Raw genomic sequence first — 23,791 nt, 5'->3', positions numbered from 1 at the left:
ATTATGTTAATTCATACAATCCCTACCTGTCAACTATAATTTTAAATAACGTTTCCTCCCGGGGGTTTTCCTCATACACTCTCTTATTTTTCCGCATATGTTAGAAAAAATAGCAGATTACGAGTGAAAGAGAGTGAGAGTATGGAAAAGACAACATTGACCGGACGCATCGTCAGAAGGGATGATCCGGACTATAATGAAGCAAGAACCAATATCAACTTAAGCCTGCAACGATATCCAGACATCATTGTGTTTTGCCAAAACAAACATGATGCCGTCAATGCGCTGAAATGGGCGCGTGAGAATAACGTACCTTTCCGCATCAGAGGCGGAAGACACAGCTACGAGAATTTTTCCCTGTTAAATAACGGGCTTGTCATTGACCTCAGTGAAATGAAGAAAATAAGGGTAGATAAGGATAAGCGGCTGGTCTCGATTGAAGCGGGTGCCGAATTGGGAGATGTGTACCGGACACTCTGGCGGTACGGCTTGACTCTTCCTGCGGGAACCATCGCAAATGTGGGAATCACGGGGCTGACGCTTGGGGGAGGAATCGGATATTTAACAAGGTCTGCCGGCCTTACTTGCGATCGTCTCCTCCAGCTCGAGATGATCATAGCAGACGAAAAAGAGGGTGCCAAATTGATCACAGTCAACCGCGCAAAGCACTCTGATTTATTTTGGGCGTCTCAGGGCGGAGGCGGCGGCAACTTCGGCATTGTCACTTCCATGATGTTTAAAGCCGTGCCGATTTCGTACGTGACTGTTTTTTCTGTCACTTGGGACTGGGATGATTTCGATGAAGTATTTAATACGTGGCAGAACTGGGCTCCTTTTACAGATAACCGGCTTACTTCATCAATTCAGTTTTGGCCTAAGGAAGTCAACCGCATAGAAGCGCTCGGCCAATTTATCGGGACAAAAGATGAGCTGAAAGAACTGCTGGCTCCGTTAATGAAAGCGGGAAACCCGACAAGCGGCATGGTCAAGACAGTTCCGTTTATTAGAGCGGCAGCCTTTTTTAACAGCCCGGGAGGCAATGAGCCGCAAAAGATGAAGCGGTCAGGATCCTTTATTGAAAAACCATTGTCAACACGCGCAATTTCTGCTTTAAAATACTACTTGCAGCACGCTCCGAATAAAAACGCCAGTGTCTGGCAGCAATCTCTCGGCGGGGCGGCCGGACGGATCGCTCCGGATCAAACGGCATTCTACTATCGCAATGCAATCATTGCTCAGGAATATATAACAAACTGGACTTCTCCTGAAGAGGAAAGACAAAACGTCCGCTGGATCGAAGGGCTGAGAACATCTCTTTCAAGAGAAACGATGGGGGATTACGTGAATTGGCCTGATATAGACATCAGAAACTGGCTGCGAACATATTACGGAGGAAATGTTGACCGCCTCCGTCAAGTCAAAACGAAGTATGACCCGGAAAACGTATTCCGCTTTGAGCAGAGCATTCCGCCGCTTCGCCGGTCACCGTTTTTCTAAAAAGATGAAGATGGACACACTCCATCTTCATCTTTTCTTTTTATTGATATAAACGGCTTCCCTTTTCTGCAAACTCTTTTGCTTTTTCCTTCAATCCTTCATTGACTGCCTCGTCTTCAGTCAGACCGTTTTCTTTCGCATAATCGCGAATATCCTGAGAAATTCTCATGCTGCAGAACTTCGGACCGCACATCGAACAGAAGTGAGCCGTTTTTGCGCCTTCAGCCGGCAGCGTTTCATCATGATATTCCATTGCTCTTTCAGGATCAAGCGACAAATGAAATTGATCGCGCCACCGGAATTCAAACCGCGCCTTAGACAGAGCGTCATCACGGATCTGAGCGCCCGGATGCCCTTTGGCAAGGTCTGCGGCATGTGCCGCGATTTTGTACGTAATGACGCCTTCTCTTACATCATCACGATTCGGCAGTCCCAAATGCTCCTTCGGCGTGACATAACAAAGCATCGCCGTCCCGTACCAGCCGATCATCGCCGCGCCGATCGCAGAAGTTATGTGGTCATAGCCCGGAGCGATATCAGTCGTTAATGGCCCGAGCGTGTAAAAAGGCGCCTCTTTACAAATTTCCAGCTGCTTGTCCATGTTTTCCTTAATTTTATGCATCGGCACATGGCCCGGTCCTTCAATCATCACTTGCACATCATGCTTCCATGCAATTTCCGTCAATTCTCCGAGAGTCTCCAATTCAGCAAATTGCGCTTCATCATTGGCATCCGCAATCGAACCGGGACGCAGCCCGTCACCAAGAGAAAAAGCAATATCATATGTCTTCATGATTTCACAGATTTCTTCAAAATGCGTGTACAGAAAGCTTTCCTGATGATGAGCAAGGCACCATTGCGCCATAATCGCCCCGCCGCGGGAGACGATCCCCGTCGTGCGTTTGGCCGTTAACGGGACGTAACGAAGCAATACGCCGGCATGGATGGTGAAATAATCCACGCCCTGCTCCGCCTGCTCAATCAGTGTGTCACGATAAATTTCCCACGTTAAATCCTCGGCAGCGCCATTTACTTTTTCAAGCGCCTGATAAATCGGCACCGTCCCCACAGGCACGGGGGAATTGCGGATGATCCATTCACGTGTCGTATGAATGTCTTTTCCCGTCGATAAGTCCATCATCGTATCGGCGCCCCAGCGAATCGCCCACGTCATTTTTTCGACTTCTTCTTCGATAGAAGATGTAACAGCCGAGTTGCCGATATTTGCATTGATTTTCACATGAAAATTCCGGCCGATAATCATCGGCTCGCTTTCCGGATGGTTGACGTTAGAAGGAATAATCGCCCGGCCGCTCGCCACCTCTTCCCTGACAAATTCGGGAGAAACATGCTCGCGTATTGCGATAAACTCCATTTCCGGCGTAATAATGCCCTTTCTCGCATAATGTAATTGTGTTATGTTTTTCCCTGCCTTGGCCCGCCGCGGCTTCCGCTGTAAACCGGGGTATTCGGCAGTATGATCTTCTTTTTTATAGCCGTTATCCTCAGGCTTCACAGTCCTTCCGGCATATTCCTCTGTATCGCCGCGCCCGGTTATCCACTCTGTGCGGAGCGGCCTCAGGCCTTCATGAATATGAATCTGTACATCCGGGTCTGTATACGGTCCGCTCGTATCATAAACACGGACCGGCGGATTCTCCTCTTCACCGAACGCCCCCGTTGTTGCACTGAGGCTGATTTCACGCATCGGCACTCGTATGTCAGGCGAAGAACCCTTAACATAAACCTTTTTACTGCCTGAAAAACTCGACATAATAGAAATGTTCGCTTGCTGTACTGATTGATTTTGCATACAAATCTCTCCTTTATCATTTGAATAACAGAACCAAGCTCAGCACCAGCACAAAAAACCGGGTTCTCTATAGAACCCGGTTTTGCAGTCAGAAAGAAACTATTATTGTTTCATCAACAATAATAAAACCTTTACTTCCCCACGCTGGTACGAACCAGATCAGGTCCAAAGGGTTAAGAAGCCGCCGCTTCTCTCTCAGCCCGCTCAGACGGGCACCCCCAGTAACTATGAATTTCGGTTTCATCGTAACATAAGTTGCATACAAAAAAAAGTATATTATTAAAATTCAGATAACGAAACGGTCTTAAGCTCTGTTTCCCTAACGCCTTCTTCGGTATCAAAAACCCGATACCCCTTTGCCGTTTTCCAGGAAGAGACAGCTTGGAACAGCTGACCGTCTTTATAATGCAGCGCAGCGCCGTCATCAGCGGCATAGCCCTCCCGGAGTTTCTTTTCTGAAATCAGACGGTGATACGCCGGTCTGCGCTCCGCCTCTCCGTTATAGTGAGGACAAAAGCTGCCCGGCAAAAACCCTAAAGCCCGCAGCTCTCTCAAATCTCCCGCTGAATCCGTCACACCTTCTTCAAACCAGCAAATCGCCCCGGCGCTGAGACCTGCCAAGATGATGCCGCTTTCCCAAGCCTCACGAAGAATAAGGTCAAGCCCCCACTCTTTCCATAAGACAAGCATATTACGGGTATTGCCGCCGCCGACATATATAATATCCTTCTTCATGAGAAAAGATCTGAGGTCAGAACGAGGCGGTTTAAACAGCGACAAGTGATCCGGCTCACACTCCAGCTTATGAAAGGCCTGATAAAACCTGGCGATATAATTCTCCGAATCTCCGCTTGCCGTCGGCAAAAAACAAACTCTCGGCTCTGATCTCACCGACTGCTCCAAAATATATTGATCCAGCACAAGATGATCCGGCTCCATGGAAAACCCCCCGCCGCCCAATGCAATAATCTGCTTCATCGTCCTCACCTCTTTTTTCTCAAGTATAACTTAAAAAGGCGTTATCCCATTCCGGATGCCGCCTTCAAATTATTTCTTTGTTATCTGAAAAATGAAAAGACACCGTATAAAACAACGGAGATCCCTGCAGCGATAAGCGCCGGAACAAGCTTCGAACGGGCATACTTCACAACATCGATCCCCAAAACCGTACAGGTTGTCACCGTATTATCACTGAGAGGGGAAGCAAACGCTCCAAATGTTCCGCTGGCAAAAACGGCCCCAATCGCTAATAATAAGCTGGTATGCGACTGAACCGCCAGCGTCACGCCGAGCGGCATTAAAAGCCCCCAAGTCCCCCAGGATGATCCGATAAAATAGGATATAACCGCTCCAAGTATGAAAAGAGATGGCGCAATAAACATATGTGGGATCCATGACGTTAAATGAGAAGTAACATATTTCGAAAAACCCAGATCCTCAGATACTGCTGTTACGGCCCAAATCAGCGATAACATAATTATAACGTTTACCAATTCGTTTCCGCCCTTAATAAAATGCGTCACAAGCTCGCTTGCGTGAAAACGCTGAAACATAAAAAGAGCAAATGCTGCAATAACCGCTGCCAATAAAGCGGTTAACATGACGCCAAGCATATCGCTTTTGATAAAAGCATTCAAAAACCCTTGTGCTTTTGAATGGCCGTCCCACCAGCTGAGAAACAGTGTTAACAGTAAAAACAGCCCGATTGGAATGATTAAATTCCACGGCCGAATCGGTGTTTCCTTAATATAAGCACGGTGCGCCGAATCTAACTCCTCCTGCTGGTCAGCATGTACATCCCCGCTCTTTTCGAACATCCCCGTATGTCCTCCGTGAATATCCGGGATCGTCCCTGTTTCCATGTTAAATGAGCCGGAGCCTTTTGAAAGCAATACACCGCTGTTCTGCGGAATCGGTTCCGTATGTTTACTATGTTCCCGAGAAGGAATTTGTCTGTTCCGTTCTGTTTTTTCCAAGCTTTCATCCTCTTTTTGTTTCTTAAAAAAGCAGTAATAAATACCGACTAAAATAATCACAATGGAGAAAAAATTGAAGGGAATACTTTTCACATAGACCGTGTAAGCCGGCTGATCTATCCCTGACGTTTTGAGGGCCTGTCCGATAATGGAAACCATGTACCCGACAAATGCCGTTGCTACCGGAATCAAGGCAATGACCGGGTTTGCCGTAAACTCAATAGCATACGCAATTTTCTGTTTTGACAGGTCCAGACGCTTGCTTATCGCTTTCATGATCGGCGCAATTGTAACGATGCGAAAGTCCGGTTCGCTGAATGTGCCAAATGTCGACAGCCATGCAAGCAGCATCGCGCCTTTTTTGGTTTTAACCTTTTTACTGATCAAATGGACGAACCCTTTTATCCCGCCGGTTAACTTTATAATCCCCACAAGGCCGGCAAATGAATATAGAAAAACAATGATTCTAATATTATTGATTACGACAATGTTGCTGATCAAATAATGAACCATATGCTCAATCCCGCCAAGCAAGCTCGGATGTAAAAGATAACTTCCGACCAGTAAACCGACAAACAGACCGGACTGTACTTGCTTTGTAATGATTGAAATAGGAATGACCAGAATAAATGGGATAAGGCAAGCCCAAGTACCTTCCATAAAAAACACCTCTTTCAAAGAACTTTTTGTTAGTATCTTTGAAAAATACGGATTTATACAATCCGCAGGTGTATCATGTTTTTATACAACAAAAAAGGCTTCTACATTATGTAGAAGCCTTTGTATACCGGTGGCCGGGGTCGAACCGGCACTCCAGAAGGAACACGATTTTGAGTCGTGCGCGTCTGCCAATTCCGCCACACCGGCATGTAATGTCGTGTTCAACCGACGTATATAAATATAACATGCATTTTATAAAGTGTCAACGGTTTTAGTAAAGTTTTTTTGATGGTAATGCTGTATACACACGAAATAAGGAGATACCTATATTTATAGTCTTTACGTTTTTATTATAAAAAAAGTGATCTGCAATATGCAAATCACTCTCATATGTGTTTTATAATGTGAAGTTTGATGACCAATTTAACATGATTCGTCCAAAGTTAAATTGGTGCCGAGGGCCGGACTTGAACCGGCACGGTAGTCACCTACCGCAGGATTTTAAGTCCTGTGTGTCTGCCAATTCCACCACCCCGGCAAAAGAAAGGCGACACCCGGATTCGAACCGGGGATAAAGGTTTTGCAGACCTCTGCCTTACCACTTGGCTATGCCGCCGTAATTTGGAGCGGAAGACGGGATTCGAACCCGCGACCCCCACCTTGGCAAGGTGATGTTCTACCACTGAACTACTTCCGCAGTATACACAAGAACTCAATACATCTTATGCAGTTATTTAAAAAATGCAACTGGGCTAGCTGGATTCGAACCAACGCATGACGGAGTCAAAGTCCGTTGCCTTACCGCTTGGCTATAGCCCAATGATAATATGGGGCGATTGATGGGAATCGAACCCACGAGTGCCAGAGCCACAATCTGGTGCGTTAACCACTTCGCCACAACCGCCATAATCTGAAGATGAGTAAAAAATATAGTGGCAGGGGCAGTAGGAATCGAACCCACACCGGAGGTTTTGGAGACCTCTGTTCTACCGTTAAACTATGCCCCTATTGATAAGATGGTGGAGGGGGGCAGATTCGAACTGCCGAACCCTGAGGGAGCGGATTTACAGTCCGCCGCGTTTAGCCACTTCGCTACCCCTCCATCATTTAGAGTGCCGGCCAGAGGACTTGAACCCCCAACCTACTGATTACAAGTCAGTTGCTCTACCAATTGAGCTAGACCGGCAAATGGTGGCTCGGGACGGAATCGAACCGCCGACACACGGATTTTCAGTCCGTTGCTCTACCAACTGAGCTACCGAGCCTTTTTTTATAAATGGCGGTCCGGACGGGACTCGAACCCGCGACCTCCTGCGTGACAGGCAGGCATTCTAACCAACTGAACTACCGGACCATTTTTATTTTTGGTTGCGGGGGCAGGATTTGAACCTGCGACCTTCGGGTTATGAGCCCGACGAGCTACCGAACTGCTCCACCCCGCGATGATAATGGTGGAGGATGACGGGCTCGAACCGCCGACCCTCTGCTTGTAAGGCAGATGCTCTCCCAGCTGAGCTAATCCTCCATCATATAAGTGACCCGTACGGGATTCGAACCCGTGTTACCGCCGTGAAAGGGCGGTGTCTTAACCGCTTGACCAACGGGCCCTGGTATTTTTCATTTGTTATGTATTAATAATTAGTGGCGGAGAGCAAGGGATTCGAACCCTTGAGACGGGGTTACCGCCTACACGATTTCCAATCGTGCTCCTTCGGCCACTCGGACAGCTCTCCATAAATGGCTCCGCAGGTAGGATTCGAACCTACGACCGATCGGTTAACAGCCGATAGCTCTACCACTGAGCTACTGCGGAATGAAGTCTGCCTGGCGATGTCCTACTCTCACAGGGGGAAACCCCCGACTACCATCGGCGCTGAAGAGCTTAACTTCCGTGTTCGGCATGGGAACGGGTGTGACCTCTTCGCCATCATCACCAGACATTTTAGTGACATGTATTATTATACTATGTATTTCAGAAAAAGCAAGAGTTTTTTTAGAAATTCTCTCAAAACTAGATAACAGGAAGCATACATTCAAAATTGGTTAAGTCCTCGATCGATTAGTATCTGTCAGCTCCATGTGTCGCCACACTTCCACCTCAGACCTATCAACCTGATCATCTTTCAGGGATCTTACTTCCTTGCGGAATGGGAAATCTCATCTTGAGGGGGGCTTCATGCTTAGATGCTTTCAGCACTTATCCCGTCCGCACATAGCTACCCAGCGATGCCCTTGGCAGAACAACTGGTACACCAGCGGTGCGTCCATCCCGGTCCTCTCGTACTAAGGACAGCTCCTCTCAAATTTCCTGCGCCCGCGACGGATAGGGACCGAACTGTCTCACGACGTTCTGAACCCAGCTCGCGTACCGCTTTAATGGGCGAACAGCCCAACCCTTGGGACCGACTACAGCCCCAGGATGCGATGAGCCGACATCGAGGTGCCAAACCTCCCCGTCGATGTGGACTCTTGGGGGAGATAAGCCTGTTATCCCCGGGGTAGCTTTTATCCGTTGAGCGATGGCCCTTCCATGCGGAACCACCGGATCACTAAGCCCGACTTTCGTCCCTGCTCGACTTGTAGGTCTCGCAGTCAAGCTCCCTTGTGCCTTTACACTCTGCGAATGATTTCCAACCATTCTGAGGGAACCTTTGGGCGCCTCCGTTACCTTTTAGGAGGCGACCGCCCCAGTCAAACTGCCCACCTGACACTGTCTCCCCGCCCGATAAGGGCGGCGGGTTAGAAGGTCAATACAGCCAGGGTAGTATCCCACCGATGCCTCCACCGAAGCTGGCGCTCCGGTTTCCAAGGCTCCTACCTATCCTGTACAAGCTGTACCAACATTCAATATCAGGCTGCAGTAAAGCTCCACGGGGTCTTTCCGTCCTGTCGCGGGTAACCTGCATCTTCACAGGTACTATAATTTCACCGAGTCTCTCGTTGAGACAGTGCCCAGATCGTTGCGCCTTTCGTGCGGGTCGGAACTTACCCGACAAGGAATTTCGCTACCTTAGGACCGTTATAGTTACGGCCGCCGTTTACTGGGGCTTCAATTCGCACCTTCGCTTACGCTAAGCGCTCCTCTTAACCTTCCAGCACCGGGCAGGCGTCAGCCCCTATACTTCGCCTTACGGCTTCGCAGAGACCTGTGTTTTTGCTAAACAGTCGCCTGGGCCTATTCACTGCGGCTCTCTCGGGCTTGCACCCTAACAGAGCACCCCTTCTCCCGAAGTTACGGGGTCATTTTGCCGAGTTCCTTAACGAGAGTTCTCTCGATCACCTTAGGATTCTCTCCTCGCCTACCTGTGTCGGTTTGCGGTACGGGCACCTCTCACCTCGCTAGAGGCTTTTCTTGGCAGTGTGGAATCAGGAACTTCGCTACTATAATTCGCTCGCCATCACAGCTCAGCCTTCACGGGAAACGGATTTGCCTATTTCCCAGCCTAACTGCTTGGACGCGGATATCCAATACCGCGCTTACCCTATCCTCCTGCGTCCCCCCATTGCTCAAATGGTGAGGAGGTGGTACAGGAATATCAACCTGTTATCCATCGCCTACGCCTTTCGGCCTCGGCTTAGGTCCCGACTAACCCTGAGCGGACGAGCCTTCCTCAGGAAACCTTAGGCATTCGGTGGAGGGGATTCTCACCCCTCTTTCGCTACTCATACCGGCATTCTCACTTCTAAGCGCTCCACAAGTCCTTCCGGTCTTGCTTCACAGCCCTTAGAACGCTCTCCTACCACTGTTCGAAGAACAGTCCGCAGCTTCGGTGATACGTTTAGCCCCGGTACATTTTCGGCGCAGAGTCACTCGACCAGTGAGCTATTACGCACTCTTTAAATGGTGGCTGCTTCTAAGCCAACATCCTGGTTGTCTAAGCAACTCCACATCCTTTTCCACTTAACGTATACTTTGGGACCTTAGCTGGCGGTCTGGGCTGTTTCCCTTTCGACTACGGATCTTATCACTCGCAGTCTGACTCCCAAGGATAAGTCATCGGCATTCGGAGTTTGACTGAATTCGGTAACCCGGTAGGGGCCCCTAGTCCAATCAGTGCTCTACCTCCGAGACTCTTACCTTGAGGCTAGCCCTAAAGCTATTTCGGAGAGAACCAGCTATCTCCAGGTTCGATTGGCATTTCACCCCTACCCACACCTCATCCCCGCACTTTTCAACGTGCGTGGGTTCGGGCCTCCATTCAGTGTTACCTGAACTTCACCCTGGACATGGGTAGATCACCTGGTTTCGGGTCTACGACCACGTACTCAATTCGCCCTATTCAGACTCGCTTTCGCTGCGGCTCCGCATCTTCTGCTTAACCTTGCACGGGATCGTAACTCGCCGGTTCATTCTACAAAAGGCACGCCATCACCCGTTAACGGGCTCTGACTACTTGTAGGCACACGGTTTCAGGATCTCTTTCACTCCCCTTCCGGGGTGCTTTTCACCTTTCCCTCACGGTACTGGTTCACTATCGGTCACTAGGGAGTATTTAGCCTTGGGAGATGGTCCTCCCGGATTCCGACGGAATTTCACGTGTTCCGCCGTACTCAGGATCCACTCAGGAGAGAACGAAGTTTTGACTACAGGGCTGTTACCTCCTATGGCGGGCCTTTCCAGACCTCTTCATCTACCTCGTTCCTTTGTAACTCCGTACAGAGTGTCCTACAACCCCAAGAGGCAAGCCTCTTGGTTTGGGCTGGTCCCGTTTCGCTCGCCGCTACTCAGGGAATCGCATTTGCTTTCTCTTCCTCCGGGTACTTAGATGTTTCAGTTCCCCGGGTCTGCCTTCTCATATCCTATGTATTCAGATATGGATACCACTCCATTACGAGTGGTGGGTTTCCCCATTCGGAAATCTCCGGATCAAAGCTTGCTTACAGCTCCCCGAAGCATATCGGTGTTCGTCCCGTCCTTCATCGGCTCCTAGTGCCAAGGCATCCACCGTGCGCCCTTTCTAACTTAACCGTTAAAAAGAATCACTACGTGATATCTTGCATTACAATTGAATGTGAATTACTTCTGTTATCTAGTTTTCAAAGAACAACGCATAGGACATGCTAACACATGCGTTGCCACAGGAAGTGGCGCATTTAGCAGGTGTTCCTATGTTTTGAAGGAATGATCCTTCAAAACTAAACAAGACAGGGAACGTTCTGTTTATAAGACCCAAGGTCTTATATTCCGTTAAAATCCTTAGAAAGGAGGTGATCCAGCCGCACCTTCCGATACGGCTACCTTGTTACGACTTCACCCCAATCATCTGTCCCACCTTCGGCGGCTGGCTCCAAAAAGGTTACCTCACCGACTTCGGGTGTTACAAACTCTCGTGGTGTGACGGGCGGTGTGTACAAGGCCCGGGAACGTATTCACCGCGGCATGCTGATCCGCGATTACTAGCGATTCCAGCTTCACGCAGTCGAGTTGCAGACTGCGATCCGAACTGAGAACAGATTTGTGGGATTGGCTTAACCTCGCGGTTTCGCTGCCCTTTGTTCTGCCCATTGTAGCACGTGTGTAGCCCAGGTCATAAGGGGCATGATGATTTGACGTCATCCCCACCTTCCTCCGGTTTGTCACCGGCAGTCACCTTAGAGTGCCCAACTGAATGCTGGCAACTAAGATCAAGGGTTGCGCTCGTTGCGGGACTTAACCCAACATCTCACGACACGAGCTGACGACAACCATGCACCACCTGTCACTCTGCCCCCGAAGGGGACGTCCTATCTCTAGGATTGTCAGAGGATGTCAAGACCTGGTAAGGTTCTTCGCGTTGCTTCGAATTAAACCACATGCTCCACCGCTTGTGCGGGCCCCCGTCAATTCCTTTGAGTTTCAGTCTTGCGACCGTACTCCCCAGGCGGAGTGCTTAATGCGTTAGCTGCAGCACTAAGGGGCGGAAACCCCCTAACACTTAGCACTCATCGTTTACGGCGTGGACTACCAGGGTATCTAATCCTGTTCGCTCCCCACGCTTTCGCTCCTCAGCGTCAGTTACAGACCAGAGAGTCGCCTTCGCCACTGGTGTTCCTCCACATCTCTACGCATTTCACCGCTACACGTGGAATTCCACTCTCCTCTTCTGCACTCAAGTTCCCCAGTTTCCAATGACCCTCCCCGGTTGAGCCGGGGGCTTTCACATCAGACTTAAGAAACCGCCTGCGAGCCCTTTACGCCCAATAATTCCGGACAACGCTTGCCACCTACGTATTACCGCGGCTGCTGGCACGTAGTTAGCCGTGGCTTTCTGGTTAGGTACCGTCAAGGTGCCGCCCTATTTGAACGGCACTTGTTCTTCCCTAACAACAGAGCTTTACGATCCGAAAACCTTCATCACTCACGCGGCGTTGCTCCGTCAGACTTTCGTCCATTGCGGAAGATTCCCTACTGCTGCCTCCCGTAGGAGTCTGGGCCGTGTCTCAGTCCCAGTGTGGCCGATCACCCTCTCAGGTCGGCTACGCATCGTCGCCTTGGTGAGCCGTTACCTCACCAACTAGCTAATGCGCCGCGGGTCCATCTGTAAGTGGTAGCCGAAGCCACCTTTTATGTCTGAACCATGCGGTTCAAACAAGCATCCGGTATTAGCCCCGGTTTCCCGGAGTTATCCCAGTCTTACAGGCAGGTTACCCACGTGTTACTCACCCGTCCGCCGCTAACATCAGGGAGCAAGCTCCCATCTGTCCGCTCGACTTGCATGTATTAGGCACGCCGCCAGCGTTCGTCCTGAGCCAGGATCAAACTCTCCGATAATGGATCACAGACTAAGTTCACTGCATCCTGCAGTAACGTCTGTGTGATCTGCGTCGTGCAGACCTTAGTTTGACTGACTACGCACATTGCTGTGCGATTTATTTAAAACTTTGAATTAACAGGTACGTTTTGTCTTGTTTAGTTTTCAAAGATCATCTCAACCTCATCTCGAGGCGACTTTTTTTAGTATAACATTTCAGCAAGTTGCTGTCAAATGTTTTTTTGTTTTTATTTCTCCGCCGCTGTGAGCTTTTTGTTGAAGCGCATCAGCGACGTTTAATAATATAACACGCTTATAAATCAGCGTCAACACTTTTTTTAAAAGAATATCCTCGATGATATACTTCTTGTCCTTTGGTTTCTATTTGGGATACTTCAATAAAGCCTTTTTCCGTCAGGTAATCAAGCATGACACCGAGATCTTGAGTGAAGTGCGCCAGTTCAGGATGCTGAAGCAATTCTCCAAACTGCCACATTTCTTTTTCTTTCATCACTTGAAAAAGATGGGCAGAACCGATTTCAGCTTTTGAATGAATGAGAAAATCATTTGCTAAGAATAATAATTCGAGTCTTTTCTCCAGGCTTTCGTGACTCTCGACAAGTTCGGAATATAACTTATACACCTGCGGCTCAATATGACGGACCTGATTCCAGACTGTCGTTTCCGGATAAAACCCCCGGTCAATCACTTCTATGCGGGCCAAGTGGTGAAGAGCATGCACTACCGCATAATATGCGTCCAGAAAATGATCAGCTTCAAAAAACGCTTTTCCTTCTACAAACCTTCTGATCAGCTTGCCGTACTCCATTCCGATTTTTAATTTGCGCTCGGCGAACGGGAATGTGCTGAGCCGGTCAGCAAGCTCAGCTATATATTCATTGCGGTCAAACAGCACCTTGCCGTTGATGATCCAATCTATAACTCTTCTGTTTGTCCCCAGCAAAATCCATTCCTGAAGCAGAGCATCCGTTACAATATGTAAGGAAGCGGTTTTGTGTTCGAATTCATAATGCTTTATAAAAAGAGGCTCTTCAGCCTGTTTGACAATGACAAGCATGACCGCATCAAAGTTATCTGTGATGGATGATGCTTTGCTCCTTCTCTCAATCATAAGGACGGCCAGCGTATCGGGATGACTTGCTCTTTCTTGGTAAATTGGACGGAGAAGATTGTCCATTACGATTCCTCCAATGCGATTGTTTCACTAGCTATTGTTTCTACATTTCTATGATAAAACATGAAAGTCCTTTTTTCTAAACACATTGCACTATTATAACAAATTTCCTTTCGGCTGCCATATTTATTCTTCCCTTTTCTTACGAGAACATGAAGAATATACCATCTGTTTTGTGCTATAGTTAAACCAGAGGGGGATGGACATGGCGAAATACTCAAGCAAAATTAATAAGATCAGAACGTTTGCGTTAAGTTTGGTTTTCGTTGGGTTTATCATTATGTACATCGGGCTGTTCTTTAAGCAGTCTGTTTTGCTTGCCAGCTTGTTTATGATTCTCGGCCTGCTGTCGATCGGGCTGAGCACCGCCGTTTATTTTTGGATCGGCATGCTGTCCACAAAAGCGGTCCGGGTGACGTGCCCCGCCTGTGAGAAAGAAACGAAAATTCTGGGCAGAGTGGATATGTGCATGCATTGCAGAGAGCCGCTTACATTGGATAAAGGGTTGGAAGGCAAAGCGTTTGATGAGTCTTATAACAAAAAAAACAGTGTGAAATAAACAAAGCTGACCGTATCAAAGCGGTCAGCTTCGTTTAATGGTTTTCTTTTTTGGAGCATTCTTGGCAGACACCGTAAATCTCCAAACGATGGTGGCTTACCTTAAACCCCGTTACGTGAGCCGCAAGCTGTTCAACTTCGTCAAGCCCGGGATAATGAAAGTCCACGATTTTTCCGCAGTTTTCACAAATGGCGTGATAATGGTCAGAGGTGACAAAGTCAAACCTGCTGGACGCATCTCCGTACGTCAGTTCCTTTACAAGCCCAGCTTCCCGGAATACACGCAAATTGTTATATACTGTTGCGACACTCATATTAGGGAATTTCCCTTCCAAGGCTTTATATATATCGTCCGCTGTCGGATGAGCCATAGAGTCCACGAGATATTCCAGAATGGCATGACGTTGAGGAGTAATCCGGACTCCCGTATCCTTCAACGTGTCTAAGGCTTCTTTTAATTCATGTGCAGCCATCCGTCATGCACCTCTCTTCTAAAAAAGATTCTTACTTTATAATGTTTATAATTAGTGTACATCTTTTTCCGGTCTCCTGTCAAATGTAATCTGAAGAAAACCCCGTGATTTCAGCATTTGTCCATTAATTTGCCGCAATTTGTTCCAATTCGCGAAGAGCCTCCGCAACATGATCTTTCACTTTTACTTTTCTCCACTCCTTCACAAGACGGCCTTCTTTGTCTAACAGAAAGGTGGATCGCTCGATTCCCATATATTCTTTCCCAAAATTCTTCTTCAGCTTCCACACGTCAAAAGCTTCCGCCAGTTTATGCTCGTCATCGACGAGGAGCTGGAAAGGAAGATCGTGTTTCTGTTTAAATTTTTCATGTTTGTCACGGCTGTCAGGGCTTACTCCGATAATGACCGCATCAAGTCCCGCAAAACTTTCGTGCTGATCACGGAAATCGCATGCTTCCGTCGTGCATCCGGGTGTCATGTCTTTCGGATAAAAATAGAGCACGACGTACTTCCCTTTAAAATCCGTTAATGATACTTCTTCTCCGCTGTCGTTCAATAATTCCATATCCGGTGCCGCTTGTCCGATTTCAATCGTCATTTCTTATACCTCCGGGTTTTTTATTAAGCGTATCCAATTCACGTTAAGATTACAACCGTTATCCCCCGCTCTTTTCTGGAAGCAAGAACCGTTGTGCTCGCAATGAAGCATGCTACAATAGAACATGATGTAAGGAGATATTAGGAGGGTCATTTTTTGTATACAAAATCAGTTGAACTTCATAAGGAAGCGTTAGAACATATCGTCGGAGGCGTGAACAGTCCGTCCAGATCCTACAAAGCGGTAGGCGGCGGTTCACCAGTTGCGATGGAAAAAGCGAACGGCGCTTATTTCTGGGATGTAGACGGGAATCAGTATATTGATTATTTAGCGGCTTACGGCCCGATTATTACCGGACATGCCCACCCGCATATTACAGAAGCGATTACAAAAGCAGCTGAAAACGGCGTACTGTACGGGACTCCGACCAAACATGAGGTCACTTTCGCCAAAATGCTGAAGGAGGCCATCCCGTCACTTGATAAAGTTCGGTTTGTGAACTCGGGCACGGAAGCCGTGATGACAACGATCCGGGTTGCACGCGCTTATACAGGCCGGACAAAAATCATTAAATTCGCCGGCTGCTATCACGGCCATTCTGATCTCGTGCTCGTCGCTGCGGGTTCAGGACCGTCCACACTCGGCACCCCCGATTCCGCAGGTGTGCCGAAAAGCATCGCCAATGAGGTAATCACCGTTCCTTTCAATGACATTGAAAGCTACAAAGCCGCATTGGACAAATGGGGTTCGGAAATTGCAGCGGTCCTCGTCGAGCCGATTGTCGGCAATTTCGGCATCGTTGAACCTGAAGAAGGCTTTTTAGAACAGGTCAACGAATTGACCCATAAAGCGGGCGCGCTCGTCATTTATGATGAAGTGATCACGGCGTTTCGTTTTATGTACGGAGGCGCGCAGGATCTTCTCCAAGTGAAGCCTGATTTAACGGCGCTCGGAAAAATTATCGGAGGCGGCTTGCCGATCGGCGCTTACGGAGGCAAAAAAGAAATCATGGAGCAGGTTGCTCCGCTCGGCCCGGCATATCAAGCCGGCACGATGGCCGGAAACCCGGCATCCATCTTATCAGGCATCGCCTGTTTGGAAGTGCTGAAGGAAGAAGGCGTTTATGAGCGGCTTGATCAGCTCGGCGCCAGACTTGAGCAAGGCATTCTCACCCATGCGGAGACACATGGCATTACCATCACCGTCAATCGATTAAAAGGCGCGCTTACGGTTTATTTCACTGATGAAAAGATCGTCAATTATGAGCAGGCGGAAAATACGGACGGAGAAGCATTTGCCAAGTTCTTTAAGCTGATGCTTGAGCGCGGCATCAATCTCGCCCCGTCGAAGTATGAAGCTTGGTTTATAACAACCGCACATACTGAAGAGGATATCGACGCCACTTTAAAAGCGGTTGAAGATGCGTTCAGACATATGAAAAATTAACTGCCGAAACAAGCGGGAGCCCGGGGCTTCCGCTTTTTCTTTTTGTCCGATTTGTGAGATAATGGTTTTTTCAAAAAAAGACCTTGAATAATTAGCACGATCCCTGTATATTACTTTATTGTTTAGCAAATCAACCGACAGGGAAATGTAAGTGTCAGCCGTTCGTTCGGCACATAATTTATTAGAGAAAGGAATGCACGCACAAACCAATGAAACTTGGTGCCCGCATTTTTAAAACAGGGATTGCGATTACGCTCGCGCTCTACTTAGCATCATGGATCGGACTTCCGTCGCCGATCTTTGCCGGGATTGCAGCTATATTTGCCATACAGCCCTCTATTTACAGGTCTTTTCTTATCATTATTGATCAGGTGCAGGCAAATATCATCGGCGCTGTCATCGCTACGGTATTCGGACTGATTTTCGGACCGAGTCCGATTATGATCGGACTGACCGCAGTGATTGTCATCACGATTATGTTAAAACTGAAAATTGAACACACCATTTCGATTGCGCTCGTGACGGTTATCGCAATTTTGGAAACACCGGGAAACAGCTTCCTGACGTTCGCTCTGATACGAACAAGCACCGTTATTTTAGGGGTGCTGTCTTCTTTCATTGTGAACCTTGTGTTTCTTCCGCCGAAATACGAAACGAAGCTGACTCATCATACGGTTGAATATACCGATGAGATCATGAAATGGATCAGGCTGACGATGCGCCAGTCTACGGAGCACTCGATATTGAAAGAGGATATTGAGAAGCTGAAGGAAAAGATGATGAAGCTTGATCATACGTACCTTCTTTATAAAGAGGAAAGAAGCTACTTTAAGAAAACGACGTATGTAAAGTCACGCAAGCTTGTATTATTCAGACAGGCGATTATTACGGCGAATCGGGCGCTTGATATGCTGAAAAAGCTGCACCGCTATGAAAATGAGATTTATCATATGCCGGAGGAATTTCAGGAGACGCTGACAGAAGAAATCGATTATCTGCTTCATTGGCACGAAAGAGTTCTGATGCGGACAGTCGGCAAGATTAAACCGCATGATGACGATGCTGAAGAAAGCATTAGATATAAACAGCTTTTGACGAAGTCTTTCTTAAAAAACCAGCAGAACTGCGAAGATGAACTGCTTGATTACAATATGCTCAGCATTATGGCTGCGGTTGCGGAATACCGCGAACAGCTGGAGCATCTCGATACGTTAATCACGAGTTTTCAGACATACCACCCGAAAGACAGCGAATTAGAAACAGACGATGAGTAACCCGGTGCTTCAGCAGAACCGGGTTTTTTGTATAAAAAAACTTATGCCGCCAAATCGGACGGCATAAGTTTTTCGGTCAGTTTAAATTCTGGATCGTAAATAAGTGTCTGTACTGGCCTTCCCGCGCCATTAATTCCTCATGCGTGCCGGTTTCAATGACAGCGCCGTTTTCCATAACGACAATTTTATCCGCGTGCGTAATCGTGGACAGCCTGTGAGCGACGATAAATGTCGTCCGGTTTTTCGCAAGCTTGTCCATCGCTTCCTGAATGTAGTGTTCACTTTCAAGATCAAGAGCGGATGTCGCTTCATCCAAAATTAACAGCGGCGGATTTTTTAAGAAAACACGGGCGATGGAGATCCGCTGTTTCTGTCCGCCTGACAATTTGACGCCCCGTTCGCCGACTTTGGTCTCATAGCCTTCTGGGAAGCCCATAATAAATTCATGGGCATTTGCCGCTTTCGCAGCCGCAACCACCTCATCCAAAGACGCTCCCGGTTTACCGATGGCGATATTTTCACGAATCGTCTCACTGAACAGAAATGTATCCTGAAGCACCATTCCGACTTGATTGCGGAGGCTTCTCGCTTCATAATCGCGAATATCGGTGCCGTCAATGAGCAGGCTGCCGCCGGACACATCATAAAAACGCGGTATAAGGCTGACAAGTGTCGATTTACCGCCGCCGCTCATCCCGACGAGTGCCACGGTTTCCCCTTTTGTCACCTTTAAAGAAACGTCCCGCAATATCGATTCTTTCCCTTCTTCGTAACGGAAGGAGACATTTCGAAATTCAACCTCGCCTTTAATGCCGTCAGCTTTTACCGCATTCGGTTTATCAGTCAGTTCATACGGTTCGTCGATAAATTCAAATATGCGGTCCATTGAAGCGATCGACTGGGTCAGCGTCGTCGATGAGTTGATCAGTCTTCTGACCGGATTGTACATTCTGTCAATGTAGCCGACGAACGCAACCATCGTCCCTACGGTCAGCGGGCCGTTTATGACAAAATAGCCCGCAAACGCGATAACGAGCAGCGGCGCCAAATCCGTAATGGTATTTACGACCGCAAACGTTTTGGCGTTCCAATTCGTATGACGGATCGCTTTGTCAAGAAAATGTCCGTTCTTTTCATCAAAATTGGCTTGCTCATATTCTTCAATCGCGAAGCTTCTGATAACGGGCATTCCCTGAACTCTTTCGTGCAAATGCCCCTGCACCTGAGCGAGTGCCTGAGAGCGCTCGCGTGTCAGTTTCCGGAGACGGCCGTAAAAGTATTTCACTGAAATGCCGTATAACGGGAACAAAATGACAGAAATCAATGTCAGTTTGACATCCAATGTGAACATAATGCAGATGACGATCAGCACTGTCATCATATCAAGCCAGATATTCATCAGTCCCGTTATGACAAAGTCTTTTGTCTGTTCGACATCATTTATCACCCGGGAAATGACTTCGCCCGTTCTCGTGTTGGCATAAAACCGCAGGCTCAGTTTTTGAATATGGTCAAACAATACTCCCCTGATATCGTAGAGCACCCGGCTTCCCGTCCATTGCGCGAAATATTGCCGATAATACTCTACCGGGGGACGCAGAACTAAAAACAGCACGAACATGATGCCCATAATCGTGAATAGTGTCGATGTTTTAGCGCTTGCCGTTCCGCTCCCTTGAATAATGTCATCGACCACGTATTTTAACAGAAGCGGGAGAGCCAGCGGGATGGAGAATTTTATGATACCGATTAACACTGTGATAAAGATTTGTTTTTTATAGGGTTTTACAAATTGCATATAGCGTCTGATTACGCCCACACTTTATCCCCCTCTCTCTTTAAGGCGTGTGAGCCCATGTGAAAAACCTGTTGACACCCCAACAGGTTTTTATTGTATTCTTTATTTTGTATAGCGCAGATACCGTTCATACCACATATCAACAAATTCAGGAGCAAAAGGGCCTTTCCGCTGATGAATCCAGTGCAGCAGCGTATTCAGATACTCCTTCAGAATGCTGTCGATCTCTTTAGGATAATTCATTGATTTGCGGTGATCATCGTATTCATCCTCGTCCAGAATGTTATATGTCATATCCGGAAACACTTTGACATCCAAATCGTAATCAATATATTTGATGGCCTCTCCGTCATAAGCGAACGGCGAGCTGATGTTGCAATAATAGTGAACTCCGTCATCTCTCAGCATTCCGATGACGTTAAACCACTGACGGGCATGAAAGTAGCATATCGCCGGTTCTCTGGTCACCCACGTCCGTCCGTCGGATTCCGTCACCATTGTCCGGTCGTTAGCTCCGATGATACACAATTCCGTACTTTTTAAAATCGTCGTTTCGTTCCAAATTCGATGAAGCAGCCCGTTATGCTTATAGCTGTGAATTTGAATCGTTTCTCCTTCCTTGGGATATCCCATATTTCTCCCCTACTTTCTGTAAAGCCCTGCAGTCAATGCAGCCGCAATTGCTTTCCGACAAGTCTTTTCACTATTATAACGTTACGAATTAAAAAATGAAAATAAAAGAACCACTCCGCTTCCGGAATGGCACATTCATTTCTGCACATAGGAAGACGGCTTTTCCGTGCTGCGATAAGACTGGATGACTTGCTCTGTCTGCCTTTGGAATAACTCCTGTATGCCGGCCAGATCTTTTCGCTTTGTCGCAATTTCGTCCTGTACATTGTCCAGCTTTGCATCTTTTTCCAGACTGATGAGTTCCGCTTCCACCTGCCGGCAGCGGTCAAGTTCTGACTGCAGCTCGAGAAGCTGATCCATGATCTTCATCTGTTCACTTACAAGCTTTTCAAACTCTGACATCGGGTTCCTCCTTAGGCTTTTAGGTTGATACTACTTACCATTTCGAGTTTCTGCCGGAAAACCCTTTGACTCATTCTGTAGAGGAATCACAAGTTTTGTCGTTTTGATAAAAGAAAAAAGCACTTCCACCCGAAGATGAAGTGCTTTTTTGTTTCAGTGATTAGCTGTTTTGTTGTTTGTTTTGCTCAGCAGATTGGTTTTGCTTTCTCACCTGCTGCGCATCAGTTTCACTGCCGAATTCAGTACCGTATTGACCTTGGCCGGAAGCTGATTGCTGGTTTTGTTTTTTCACCTGCTGAACGTCAGTTTTGCTGTATTTTGAGTTTTCCATTGTTATCACCTCCACGCAATTTAGAATGCGCAGGAGACGATCAGGCTATTCATCTTTTTAAAAAAACTTACACGAGCAGAGAGCGTCCGCCGTCAATAATGATGGTCTGACCGCGGATCATGTCCGCTTTTGAAGAAACTAAAAACTCCACCGTGTCGATCATGTCTTTAATTTCGACCATTCTTCCGGCCGGCGTATTTTGACGGGCATCTTCAAGCAATTCTTCTCTGTTAGGGAAATGCTTCAGCGCGTCTGTATCAATCGCTCCGCCTGAAACGGCATTCACGATGATATTTCTCGGCGAAAGCTCAACCGCCAGATAACGGGTTAATGATTCTAAAGCGGCTTTTGAGACACCGACCGTCGTATAGTTCTCAAGATAGCGGATGCTGCCAAGTGAGCTGATGCTGACGATGTGGCCGCCTCCGGTTTTTTCCATCAGCTTTGCCGCTTCCTGGGCGCAGAAAAGCAATGCTTTTGCGTTAATATTCATTGTCCAGTCCCAATGCGTTTCTTCAAGTTCCATGACCGGTCTCAGCACGCCTGAAGCCGCGTTATTGACGAACACGTCGAGTCTGCCGAAGGCTTCGTCGATCTGACGGAACATGTCTTTGATTTTTGCCGGCTGGCCGACATTGGCTTTAACGACGAGCGTTTTGACGCCAAGTTTTTCAATTTCTTCAGCTGTTTCTAACGCCGCTTTTTTACTGCGGGCGTAATTGATTACGATATTGTAGCCTTTTTCCGCGAGTCTGATGGCTGCTGCTTTCCCGACGCCGCGGCTGCTTCCCGTGATTAATGCGCATTTATTTTGTTCCATTTTTCCTCAGCTCCTTGCTGCGTATAGTTCTTTTCATTCAACAAACAATAAAAGCATTACCTGTTGAAAGGGGTCTTTTCATATGTATGTCGGACGTGATATGGGCGAATTGGCCATGATGCCAAAAAAAGATTGGAAGGATTCAGAGCTCGCCTATTTCCATCATGCCTTCCAGCAAATTATGCCGTATTTAAACGAAGAAGGCCAGTCCAAATACCGGGAGCTGATTCAGGAAATTGAAGCCCGGGGCGGACTGAAACGGAATGAGGCGGATTACGGCCACGGCACACGCGTCAGCTATGACTGACGCTTCTTACCGGCGGCCGCCTTCGTCCGCCATTTTCCAAATCTTTTGATGGGAAACGGGAAAAGCGTATTCTTCGAGTTCCCCTTTTGTGACCCGTATTAATTCTGATGTGTCCGACACTTGTTTTACTTTACCGAAAAAGACCGAAATATTCCAGACGAGATGAGTGAAAACATGTTCTACGATGCCTTCCAGCTCTCCGATTTCAGCGGTTGCTCCCATTTCTTTTTCTAAAAAGGCTTCGAGCTGCTCTCGTTCGGTTTTGGTTCCTTTTTGGGTTTCGGTATTCGGAAACTCCCACAGATTGGCGAGCAATCCTTTTGGCGGCCGTTTATGAATATAGACATTGTCTTGGTCGTCTGTCAGCACAACGGCGGCCATTGTTTTTACTCCGGGTTTTTTCTTTTTGCTTTTAACGGGCAGCTCCCTCTCTGTCCCTTCTGCAAATGCCGAGCAGTGCTTTTGCACGGGACACAGCAGGCAGGACGGAGATTTCGGGGTGCAGATGATCGCGCCGAGCTCCATTAAACCCTGATTGAATTCAGATGGTTTTTCATGAGAAATGAAAGCTGATACCGCCTGTTCGAAAATCGTTCTGGTTTTAGGTTTTGCGATATCGTCCCATATGGAAAGAATTCTCGACATGACACGCATCACATTGCCGTCTACGGCGGGAATCGGTTTGTTGTATGCGATGCTGAGCACGGCGCCTTTTGTATAAGGGCCGACGCCTTTCAGTCCGCCGAATTCCTTTTCCTCAGCAGGAACGATTCCGCCATACCGCTCGTGCACTTCCTGTACGGCGCTTTGCAGATTTCTCACACGGGAGTAATAGCCTAACCCTTCCCAGGCTTTGAGCACTTTTTCCTCATCGGCCTCAGCAAGCGCCGAGACGGTCGGAAACTGCTCAACAAACCGCCGGAAATAAGGAATGACGGTTTCTACCCGCGTCTGCTGCAGCATGACCTCTGACACCCACACCCGATACGGGTCCTGATTTTCTCTCCATGGCAGAATTCTTTGTTCTCTTTCGAACCATGTAATTAAGTCCTCGCGAAATTTGTCTATATCTTTTTGTTTCATTTTTTCTTCAAGTGCGTTCATATCTTCTCCTCAGATGTTTCGGGTCCCGCTTTTCTTGACACTGTATTTTGGTGTAAACTAAGGGCACGTTACGATAATATGTTACATTAAATAGAGATAAAGAAAAAGCGGAAACATATGAAAACGGCTGATACACGCCATGATTGGGCAAACAGAAAATGGGGAATATCTTATA

General features: G+C 47.6%; 16 protein-coding genes, 16 tRNA genes, 3 rRNA genes, 1 pseudogene and 1 riboswitch. Of the genes and pseudogenes, 5 read left to right on the top strand and 31 right to left on the bottom strand.

From position 1 onward, the window contains the following. Positions 1–141 precede the first annotated feature (141 nt). Complete coding sequence (locus MHH91_RS04655; RefSeq protein WP_013351591.1) at positions 142–1,497, top strand: FAD-binding oxidoreductase; 1,356 nt, start codon at positions 142–144, stop codon at positions 1,495–1,497. 40 nt (positions 1,498–1,537) lie between these two features. On the opposite strand, the gene thiC is transcribed toward MHH91_RS04655, so the two are convergent. The 23 genes from thiC to MHH91_RS04540 form a co-directional block, all read right to left on the bottom strand. Beyond that, on the bottom strand, positions 1,538–3,310 hold the full coding sequence (gene thiC, locus MHH91_RS04650) for a phosphomethylpyrimidine synthase ThiC (RefSeq protein ID WP_013351590.1): 1,773 nt from the start codon (positions 3,308–3,310) through the stop codon (positions 1,538–1,540). Between the two features lie 119 nt (positions 3,311–3,429). Then, positions 3,430–3,540, bottom strand: a riboswitch (TPP riboswitch). A gap of 49 nt (positions 3,541–3,589) precedes the next feature. Next, a complete protein-coding gene (locus MHH91_RS04645) occupies positions 3,590–4,288 on the bottom strand; it encodes a Type 1 glutamine amidotransferase-like domain-containing protein (protein WP_014471629.1) in 699 nt (232 codons plus the stop codon). Between the two features lie 80 nt (positions 4,289–4,368). Next, a complete protein-coding gene (locus MHH91_RS04640; protein ID WP_014469936.1) occupies positions 4,369–5,946 on the bottom strand; it encodes a Na+/H+ antiporter NhaC family protein in 1,578 nt (525 codons plus the stop codon). 125 nt (positions 5,947–6,071) lie between these two features. Further along, positions 6,072–6,153 (bottom strand) — tRNA-Leu (locus MHH91_RS04635). A gap of 242 nt (positions 6,154–6,395) precedes the next feature. Further along, positions 6,396–6,484 (bottom strand) — tRNA-Leu (locus tag MHH91_RS04630). Between the two features lie 7 nt (positions 6,485–6,491). Beyond that, positions 6,492–6,562, bottom strand: a tRNA-Cys gene (locus MHH91_RS04625). Positions 6,563–6,568: 6 nt separating this feature from the next. Next, positions 6,569–6,643 (bottom strand) — tRNA-Gly (locus MHH91_RS04620). A gap of 50 nt (positions 6,644–6,693) precedes the next feature. Continuing rightward, positions 6,694–6,765 (bottom strand) — tRNA-Gln (locus tag MHH91_RS04615). 9 nt (positions 6,766–6,774) lie between these two features. After that, a tRNA-His gene (locus tag MHH91_RS04610) sits at positions 6,775–6,850 on the bottom strand. Positions 6,851–6,879: 29 nt separating this feature from the next. Beyond that, a tRNA-Trp gene (locus tag MHH91_RS04605) sits at positions 6,880–6,953 on the bottom strand. Positions 6,954–6,963: 10 nt separating this feature from the next. After that, positions 6,964–7,048: transfer RNA gene (locus MHH91_RS04600), tRNA-Tyr, on the bottom strand. Between the two features lie 11 nt (positions 7,049–7,059). Next, positions 7,060–7,132, bottom strand: a tRNA-Thr gene (locus MHH91_RS04595). A 3-nt stretch (positions 7,133–7,135) separates the two neighbouring features. After that, positions 7,136–7,211 (bottom strand) — tRNA-Phe (locus MHH91_RS04590). Between the two features lie 12 nt (positions 7,212–7,223). Beyond that, positions 7,224–7,300, bottom strand: a tRNA-Asp gene (locus MHH91_RS04585). Positions 7,301–7,311: 11 nt separating this feature from the next. Next, positions 7,312–7,388: transfer RNA gene (locus MHH91_RS04580), tRNA-Met, on the bottom strand. Between the two features lie 7 nt (positions 7,389–7,395). Then, positions 7,396–7,471: transfer RNA gene (locus MHH91_RS04575), tRNA-Val, on the bottom strand. 10 nt (positions 7,472–7,481) lie between these two features. After that, positions 7,482–7,553 (bottom strand) — tRNA-Glu (locus tag MHH91_RS04570). Between the two features lie 35 nt (positions 7,554–7,588). Then, positions 7,589–7,679: transfer RNA gene (locus MHH91_RS04565), tRNA-Ser, on the bottom strand. A gap of 5 nt (positions 7,680–7,684) precedes the next feature. After that, positions 7,685–7,759 (bottom strand) — tRNA-Asn (locus tag MHH91_RS04560). A gap of 9 nt (positions 7,760–7,768) precedes the next feature. Continuing rightward, a 5S ribosomal RNA gene (rrf, locus tag MHH91_RS04555) occupies positions 7,769–7,884 on the bottom strand. A 101-nt stretch (positions 7,885–7,985) separates the two neighbouring features. Further along, positions 7,986–10,915: ribosomal RNA gene (locus MHH91_RS04550) — 23S ribosomal RNA — on the bottom strand. A 232-nt stretch (positions 10,916–11,147) separates the two neighbouring features. After that, a 16S ribosomal RNA gene (locus MHH91_RS04545) occupies positions 11,148–12,697 on the bottom strand. Together the 16S, 23S and 5S rRNA genes with 16 tRNA genes alongside form the textbook arrangement of a ribosomal RNA operon. A 293-nt stretch (positions 12,698–12,990) precedes the next feature. After that, on the bottom strand, positions 12,991–13,875 hold the full coding sequence (locus tag MHH91_RS04540; RefSeq protein ID WP_013351504.1) for a nucleotidyltransferase-like protein: 885 nt from the start codon (positions 13,873–13,875) through the stop codon (positions 12,991–12,993). Positions 13,876–14,077: 202 nt separating this feature from the next. Between MHH91_RS04540 and MHH91_RS04535 the strand changes: the two genes are divergently transcribed. Then, complete coding sequence (locus MHH91_RS04535) at positions 14,078–14,431, top strand: YgzB family protein (protein WP_013351503.1); 354 nt, start codon at positions 14,078–14,080, stop codon at positions 14,429–14,431. Positions 14,432–14,465: 34 nt separating this feature from the next. Here MHH91_RS04535 and perR read toward each other — a convergent pair whose 3' ends face one another. Together perR and bcp are read right to left on the bottom strand one after the other, a co-directional pair. Continuing rightward, entirely contained in the window at positions 14,466–14,903 is a 438-nt protein-coding gene (gene perR, locus MHH91_RS04530) for a peroxide-responsive transcriptional repressor PerR (RefSeq protein ID WP_013351502.1), read from the bottom strand. Positions 14,904–15,027: 124 nt separating this feature from the next. Further along, entirely contained in the window at positions 15,028–15,501 is a 474-nt protein-coding gene (bcp, locus tag MHH91_RS04525; protein WP_013351501.1) for a thioredoxin-dependent thiol peroxidase, read from the bottom strand. A 156-nt stretch (positions 15,502–15,657) separates the two neighbouring features. Between bcp and MHH91_RS04520 the strand changes: the two genes are divergently transcribed. Both MHH91_RS04520 and MHH91_RS04515 read left to right on the top strand, forming a co-directional pair. Continuing rightward, complete coding sequence (locus tag MHH91_RS04520) at positions 15,658–16,947, top strand: glutamate-1-semialdehyde 2,1-aminomutase (RefSeq protein ID WP_013351500.1); 1,290 nt, start codon at positions 15,658–15,660, stop codon at positions 16,945–16,947. 209 nt (positions 16,948–17,156) lie between these two features. Continuing rightward, positions 17,157–18,221, top strand: a complete 1,065-nt coding sequence (locus MHH91_RS04515; protein ID WP_013351499.1) for an aromatic acid exporter family protein — start codon at positions 17,157–17,159, stop codon at positions 18,219–18,221. A 76-nt stretch (positions 18,222–18,297) separates the two neighbouring features. Here the strand turns inward: MHH91_RS04515 and MHH91_RS04510 are convergent, their stop codons facing one another. The 5 genes and pseudogenes from MHH91_RS04510 to fabL all read right to left on the bottom strand — a co-directional run bounded on the left by MHH91_RS04510 (position 18,298) and on the right by fabL (position 22,205). Then, the gene (locus tag MHH91_RS04510; protein ID WP_013351498.1) at positions 18,298–20,040 is read right to left on the bottom strand and encodes an ABC transporter ATP-binding protein; all 1,743 of its coding nucleotides are present in this window, start codon (positions 20,038–20,040) and stop codon (positions 18,298–18,300) included. A gap of 81 nt (positions 20,041–20,121) precedes the next feature. Beyond that, a complete protein-coding gene (gene ntdP / locus MHH91_RS04505; protein WP_003155475.1) occupies positions 20,122–20,652 on the bottom strand; it encodes a nucleoside tri-diphosphate phosphatase in 531 nt (176 codons plus the stop codon). Positions 20,653–20,787: 135 nt separating this feature from the next. Further along, positions 20,788–21,054, bottom strand: coding sequence for a YgaB family protein (locus MHH91_RS04500; RefSeq protein WP_014471626.1), 267 nt, complete (start codon positions 21,052–21,054; stop codon positions 20,788–20,790). 160 nt (positions 21,055–21,214) lie between these two features. Further along, a pseudogene (locus tag MHH91_RS04495) lies at positions 21,215–21,367 on the bottom strand (gamma-type small acid-soluble spore protein); the annotation flags it as partial. A gap of 85 nt (positions 21,368–21,452) precedes the next feature. Next, the gene (gene fabL / locus MHH91_RS04490; RefSeq protein ID WP_013351496.1) at positions 21,453–22,205 is read right to left on the bottom strand and encodes an enoyl-[acyl-carrier-protein] reductase FabL; all 753 of its coding nucleotides are present in this window, start codon (positions 22,203–22,205) and stop codon (positions 21,453–21,455) included. An 82-nt stretch (positions 22,206–22,287) separates the two neighbouring features. On the opposite strand from fabL, the gene MHH91_RS04485 reads away from it, so the two are divergent. After that, on the top strand, positions 22,288–22,512 hold the full coding sequence (locus MHH91_RS04485; RefSeq protein ID WP_013351495.1) for a hypothetical protein: 225 nt from the start codon (positions 22,288–22,290) through the stop codon (positions 22,510–22,512). Between the two features lie 6 nt (positions 22,513–22,518). On the opposite strand, the gene mutY is transcribed toward MHH91_RS04485, so the two are convergent. Beyond that, positions 22,519–23,616: an A/G-specific adenine glycosylase gene (gene mutY / locus MHH91_RS04480; protein ID WP_013351494.1), complete on the bottom strand. Its 1,098-nt coding sequence runs from the start codon at positions 23,614–23,616 to the stop codon at positions 22,519–22,521. Between the last annotated feature and the right edge of the window lie 175 nt (positions 23,617–23,791).

Origin of the sequence: Bacillus sp. FSL K6-2819 (assembly GCF_038008305.1) — a bacterium.
Taxonomy (GTDB): domain Bacteria; phylum Bacillota; class Bacilli; order Bacillales; family Bacillaceae; genus Bacillus; species Bacillus amyloliquefaciens.
This window is presented reverse-complemented; position numbering and strand designations above follow the sequence as displayed.